Origin of the sequence: Pedobacter sp. (assembly GCF_035566355.1) — a bacterium.
In the GTDB taxonomy this organism is placed as follows: domain Bacteria; phylum Bacteroidota; class Bacteroidia; order Sphingobacteriales; family Sphingobacteriaceae; genus Pedobacter.
In genome coordinates this window covers 1-6,430 of sequence record NZ_DATMRL010000031.1, presented here as the reverse complement: position 1 = coordinate 6,430, position 6,430 = coordinate 1, and the positions used below count along the sequence as shown (strand labels likewise).

At 40.2% G+C, this 6,430-nt stretch carries 4 protein-coding genes; 3 read left to right on the top strand and 1 reads right to left on the bottom strand.

The window, feature by feature from the left end; translation table 11 throughout:
- Window positions 1–182 (top strand): gamma-glutamylcyclotransferase (locus VNZ46_RS01080; RefSeq protein ID WP_325558216.1); only part of this gene is annotated, 182 nt, incomplete at its 5' end.
- A 9-nt stretch (window positions 183–191) separates the two neighbouring features.
- Here VNZ46_RS01080 and VNZ46_RS01075 read toward each other — a convergent pair.
- Entirely contained in the window at window positions 192–2,105 is a 1,914-nt protein-coding gene (locus VNZ46_RS01075) for a glycoside hydrolase family 97 protein (protein WP_325558215.1), read from the bottom strand.
- 600 nt (window positions 2,106–2,705) lie between these two features.
- On the opposite strand from VNZ46_RS01075, the gene VNZ46_RS01070 reads away from it, so the two are divergent.
- Window positions 2,706–5,780, top strand: a complete 3,075-nt coding sequence (locus VNZ46_RS01070; RefSeq protein ID WP_325558213.1) for a TonB-dependent receptor — start codon at window positions 2,706–2,708, stop codon at window positions 5,778–5,780.
- Between the two features lie 30 nt (window positions 5,781–5,810).
- Window positions 5,811–6,430, top strand: a 620-nt coding sequence (locus VNZ46_RS01065) for a RagB/SusD family nutrient uptake outer membrane protein (RefSeq protein WP_325558212.1), incomplete at its 3' end; no start/stop codon positions are given.

Below are 6,430 nucleotides of genomic sequence, written 5' to 3'. Positions count from 1 at the left end.
CTATCATTACCAGAACAAATAACGAATGTGACAGTATTAAGGGGACTGTTTTTGCGATCACTGTAGAAGAACTTATTCAGGCTGATGGTTATGAGGTAGACGATTATAAAAGAATCGCTGTTACTTTAAAATCTGGTAAAGACGCCTGGGTCTATGTAAGTGCAGATATGACTGGTGGATAAAGAACAAAACTATTCTTGCGCCAACACAAAGCCACCATTAGCCTTTAATTCTATTTCATATTTTTGTGCAGTATTCACTTCGCTGATATCAAAGCTAAGCGGCACTTTACCATCATTGAAAAGTTTAGCTTTAGCCATTCTCAATGCAGACAAATCGAGCAAAACTTTCTTTGGTTTATTCTCTCCATTTATTCCAGCCACATACCATTTAGAGCCACTTCTTCTGGCTATAATTACAAGTTTTCCAGGCAATCCATCGATAAATTTCACCTCATCCCAGTGTACAGGTAATGAACTCAAAAATGTTTTTACATCTGCTGGAACCTTAGCCATCCCCTCCGGCGATTCTGCATAATGCTGGATACCGGAAAGAAACAACACACTGGTTGCCAGTTCAAAAGCGCTGGTGGTTTTGCGGATTACATTTGTTGGGATTTTGTACAGGTTCATTGGTGTAAAATCCATCGGGTCAAACAGGTTGCGTGTAAAAGGGAGCATTGCAGCATGTGTAGCTTCCATATCTGCAGCCTCCTGCATAAAGGTGACCATTTCAAAACCTTTTACTGCTTCGGTAGTCATTAAATGAGGATAAGTTCTTGCCCAGCCTCTTGGTAAAGTTGCTCCATGGAAATTAACCAGTAACTGGTAATCTGCTGCATCTTTCAGTATTTCCGTGTAATAAGCAATCATAGAGCGTCCATCACCATTAAAGAAATCGATTTTAACTCCTTTAATGCCCATTTTTTGCAGGCGGCTGAATTCTTCTACCCGGCTTTCATGCGTTAGTAATTTGTTTTTTGGGTGATAGGGTACTGTATTCCAGCTTCCGGCAGAATTGTACCATAACAACAAGCCTACATTCTTTTTTGCAGCGTAAGCTGCAAGTTCAGTCATTTTTTCATAACCTATTTTAGTATCCCAATCTACATCTATTAAAGTGTAGGCCCATTTCATATCTGCAGCATAATCAATATAATTTTTTTGCTCCTCATAGGTAATAAATTCGTCTTTGCTCATAATCCAGCTCCAGGAAGCCTGGCCGGGTTTGATGAAAGAGGCATCTTTTAAGGGGATCGCAGGCTGGGCCAGATCTGTTCCCAGAGTAGACTCCATAATGGTCTTTAAAGAACCTATAGCAATAACCCTCCAGGGAGAAGTCCAGGAACCTTTAGATTCCGGTAAAGATCCTTTGCCAGTGAAAACTTCTCTGGTGTCTGGAAAAGTAATCTGATATACCGGGCTGCCCGGCTCATTTTTTATAAAAGTGCCGCAATATTTACCATCCATTCCGGCCTCTGTAATGGCCATCCATACATCATTTGATTTAAACAGAGCAGGATAAACCCAGCCGGTTTTGGAAAACGTGCCTGTGGCAACATCTTGCTGATAATTCTCTTCATAGGAAGGATTGGTGTGTTCCCAACCTGTTTGGGCCTCTGCTTTGTGCTGCAACCAGGCTTTAGCCTTTTCGGGGATATGATAACTGGTATATTCCTTATTGACAGTGCTAAGCAGATCTTGTTTCTCTGTAAACTCGTAACGAAAGGCAACACCATCGTTGGAAACCTGGAAAGTAACGCCGATTTTTTCTCCTTTTACATTGCTCCATATAAATGTACGCTTGTTGGCTTTATAGATCATCTCGCTTTTCTTTGCATTAAGCATGTTATAATGTGCTTCTGCAGCTTGAACAGGGGAGACACCGCTTGTCTTTAGCTGATCGTGAAAAGAAATGCCATTAATGTCTAGGCCAAGGGCAGATTTTTGAAGTACAGGAAGCTTGTTAAAATAAATACTGTATACCGGTTTGCCGGAAGACATTGCTACATCAACTCTGATTTTCTGGTCAGGACTAGACAAGCTTTGAGCCTGTGAAAATGTTGTGCATAAAAGTAAAATCAGGATGAGGAAATGGTGTTTCATTTTGATGTTGATATTTGGTTATCAGCTAAAGTTTTTAAGTTATTAATCGTTAAATTAACATTTATTTGTGATCTTTCCATTTTATCTCCATTTTCAATGGGAACAGCCGCTCATTAAATACACAAAAAAACAAACTTTTTTGCCCGCATTTTTGCCTGAAATAAATAAATATTAGCCCATTTATTAACAAGTTTTTAACGCAAAACTGCATTATGTTAGCAAAAAACGGTTTGTTTATTTTCTGTTAAATTGTAGTTTTTCTATTTTTTTATGCTGTTTTTGTTTTGTTAAGTATCTTTTAATCAGCTGTTTGATTGTTTTCTGTTAAACGGATTGTATGATGGTTTAAATTTTCAAAGGAATGTTTATTTTGTTTTTAAATGTTAATTTGACGGTTAATGTTTTTTTCCTACATTCGATTTATGATCATAAAGTATTGATCAGAATAAAAAACCAAGTATTAACCTGTGCTATAATTGAAGGAGTAAGGCGTGCGAATGTCCCGGATTTATAGGCGAAATTTTCAACTATGTATATCCCGGTGGTACTTTTACTTTTTGTTAATTCTATTCTGCAACCAAATCATAAACATATAATTCTATGAGATCATTTTTACTCCAAAATTACCGGAGGCACAATTGGCGTCTGCTGTTGTTGCTCCTTTTCTTTCCGGTTTTGCTAAAAGCCCAGAGTCGGCCGCTCGTCAAAGGAAAAATTGCAGATGAGCAGGGGCTGGGACTCCCCGGAGCAACCGTTCAGGTTAAAGGGAAACCTGCAGCCACCGCTACAGATGGTAGTGGCTACTTTTCTATTCCTGCATCAGCTAATGATGTGTTGGTGGTGAAACTCCTGGGTTTTACAGATCAGGAGATTGTATTAAGCGGCCGTAGCCAGGTTAATGTTGTGCTTAAGCCAAGCAGTGTAACTCTAAACGATGTCGTTGTAGTAGGCTATGGAAGTCAGAAGAAAAGTGATGTGACCGGTTCTGTAGCCTCAGTAAATACAACAGAGATGAAAAAAACGTCGGCCAGTGATGTTGGACAATTGCTTCAGGGCCGTGTGGCTGGTATTTCGGTAACCAATGATGGTCAGCCAGGTTCATCGCCGACCATCCGTATTCGCGGTTTAACCACCTTTGGCAACCAGACGCCGTTGTATGTAGTAGATGGGGTAATGCTTTTTAATCCTCCAAGAGATTTTAGTCCAAATGATATTGAATCTATGCAAGTCCTGAAGGATGGTACCGCGGCGGCAATCTACGGTGCAGCAGCAGCCAATGGGGTCATTATCATTACGACCAAGCAAGGTAAAAAAGGTGCTCCCTTACGTATTGACTATAATGGTTACTATGGCGTAGATAAAGTGAGCCAGAGAATACCAGTAGCCAATCGTGTAGGTTATCAAACTTTAAATAATGAATCTCAATTGAATGGCAATCAGACCATGGCACCTGCCAATGATCCCAACAATCCGCGTTACATCAGTGATGTAGATACAGACTGGCAAAAGGAAGGTTTGAAAACAGGTGAGAGGGTTAATCAGAACTTAAATTTTTCTGGTGGTACGGAAAGCTCTACCTACAATGTATCTCTTGATTACTTTAAGCAAGGTGGTACATTTGTAGGCCAGGGGCCAGATTATACCCGTTACACCGGTCGTGTAAATACTACGCAGCAAATGGGAATCTTTAAGTTCGGTCAATCTTTAAGTTATACCCATTCTAAAGAAAATTCACTTACTTACCGTGGGGATGTTTTAAAAGGAGGAAGGCCCGCTATGATCAATGATTTATTGATAGCGATTCCAACACAAAAGGTCTATGATCCCACCATGCTTAATGGTTTTGGAGGCACACAATCAGATCTGGAGAGGGCCATATCACTCAATGTGGTGGGCGTAAACAGTTTATTTACTAATTATACAGATGTAGATAGAACTTTTGCCGTAGCCTGGGCTGAAGCGCAACTGCTCAACAGCAACGGACACAGCTTAAAATACAAGGTAAACGCTGCGTATGATAAAACTATAGCACATGATTTCGCTTTTCAACCGGTATTTGACCTTGGTTTCTTTTTTAAAGAATCGGTGAACCGTTTAGACAATGCCACCAGAACCTATACCAATAATTTAATCGACAATACGCTGACTTATGATAAGACCTTTGGCAAGCATGTTGTAAATGTGGTTACCGGGATCAGTTATAATAAAAACACAACAAGTACACTCAGTGGACATTCAGAACAAGTTGATCCGAATTACCTGGTTTTAGATAACGGAACTAATAAATCTCTGGCCGGAAGTAAATATCCGTATGCTTTTTTTGGGATGTTTGCCCGTTTGAATTATAATTATGACGACCGTTATCTGCTCACCGCAAATTTCAGAAGAGATGGATCGACCAGATTTGCTCCGGGCAATAAATATGGTAATTTTCCGGGAATCTCTGCCGGATGGCGTATCAGTAAGGAGAAGTTTTTTACATTGCCTTCTTTCATCAGCGACTTGAAACTGAGAGGGGGATATGGGAAATTAGGAAATGCCAATATAGGAGAGTTCCTTTATCAGGGTTATCTGAACCCTAATATCGTATATAACTTCAACGGAAGTAAAGTTGTAGGTGGAACACAAACCAATGTTTATGACAGTACGATAAAATGGGAAACCAAGATCACCAAAAATATAGCGCTGGACGCTTCTTTGTTCCATGGTATGTTTGATGTGACTGCAGAATATTATAATAATAAAACATCAGATGCTTTGATAGGTGTACAAATTCCGGCAAGTGTCGGATCTATCAATACATATCCTACAGTGAATGCGGCTTCTATGCGTAATTCGGGATTTGAGGTGGTGATGGGGTATCATAAGAAACAAGGAGATTTTACTATGGATTTGTCTGCTAATGTGACTACGGTTAGCAACGAGTTGCTGGAGCTCAACAGCACAGAAACACAACGCATTGTTGGTGGCTTTGTAAGTAAAGTAGGACACGAAATTGGTCGTCATTACGGTAGAGTTGTAGAAGGAATATTCCAGTCGCAGGAAGAGATCAGCAACCATGCTTTTCAAAATTCATTAACAGCACCAGGCGATCTGAAATTCAAAGATATTAGTGGCCCAAATGGTGTTCCAGATGGAATCATCAATGATTATGACCGGACGGATCTGGGTAGTTCTTTACCTAAAGTATATTATGGTTTAAACTTTAATGCCAGCTATAAAAGCTTCGATTTTACCTTCTTTGCTTCTGGTGCTGCAGGATACCTGATCAATAGTGGATTATATCGTTCATTAATGCATACGACAGATTATATCAACTATCATGAAGATGCACTAAACAGATGGACACCAAGCAATCCAAATAACGAATATCCTCGTTTAGTAGCAAATGATCCGAACCAGAATGGAATAGATTCTGATCGTAAAGGCTGGCTCCAAAAAGGAGACTATCTCCGGATCAATACAGTTTCCCTTGGTTATACGCTTCCCAAAAAGCTGGTCAAATTTACACAGCGGTTAAGGTTGTATGCAACTGTTCAAAACGCTTATACCTTTCAATATTACAAAGGCTATAATCCTGATTTTGCACAAAGGGACCCGTTTCAACCGGGTTACGATGCAGGCTCTTATCCAACTCCAAGAACTTTCTTATTTGGGATACAAGCCGGGTTTTAAAAAAGATCAATATAACATAAACACAACGTGATGAAGAAAATATTATATGGCGTTTTATTAGGACTGGCTTTTACCGGTTGTAAAAAACAGCTGGATATCCAGAATCCTAATGCCAAAACCATAGACTTGTATTGGAAGACAGAAGCCGATGCGAAAGCGGGTCTGGATGCGGTATACAACAGTTTAATCCAGGATGGAACTTATATGCGGATGTTTCCCGCTCTTACCGACGGTAGGGGGGATGATTTTACAGGAGATAGCCCATGGGGAGATCTTGTACAGGTTGGAAATTTCACTATACCTTCTAATTCCGGACCGGTACAATGGCTCTGGGCAACACATTACCAACTGGTATGGCGTGCAAATCAAGTGATCTTTAACGTGCCTTCCATTACGATGAACGAAGATCTGAAGAAACGTTTGCTTGGACAGGCACATTTTCTCCGAGGTCTGGCCTATTTTAACCTTGCTGTTACGTACAAAACTGTACCGTTAATAGATGAATTACCGACCGATAAAACAAAGTATTTTCCACATACGGCGACAGAAGAGGCCTTATGGAACCAAATCATTGCAGATTTTAAGGCAGCTAAAGATGCTTTGCCGTTAAGCTATGTAGGTCTGACAGGTGCAGACGCTGGCCAGATAGG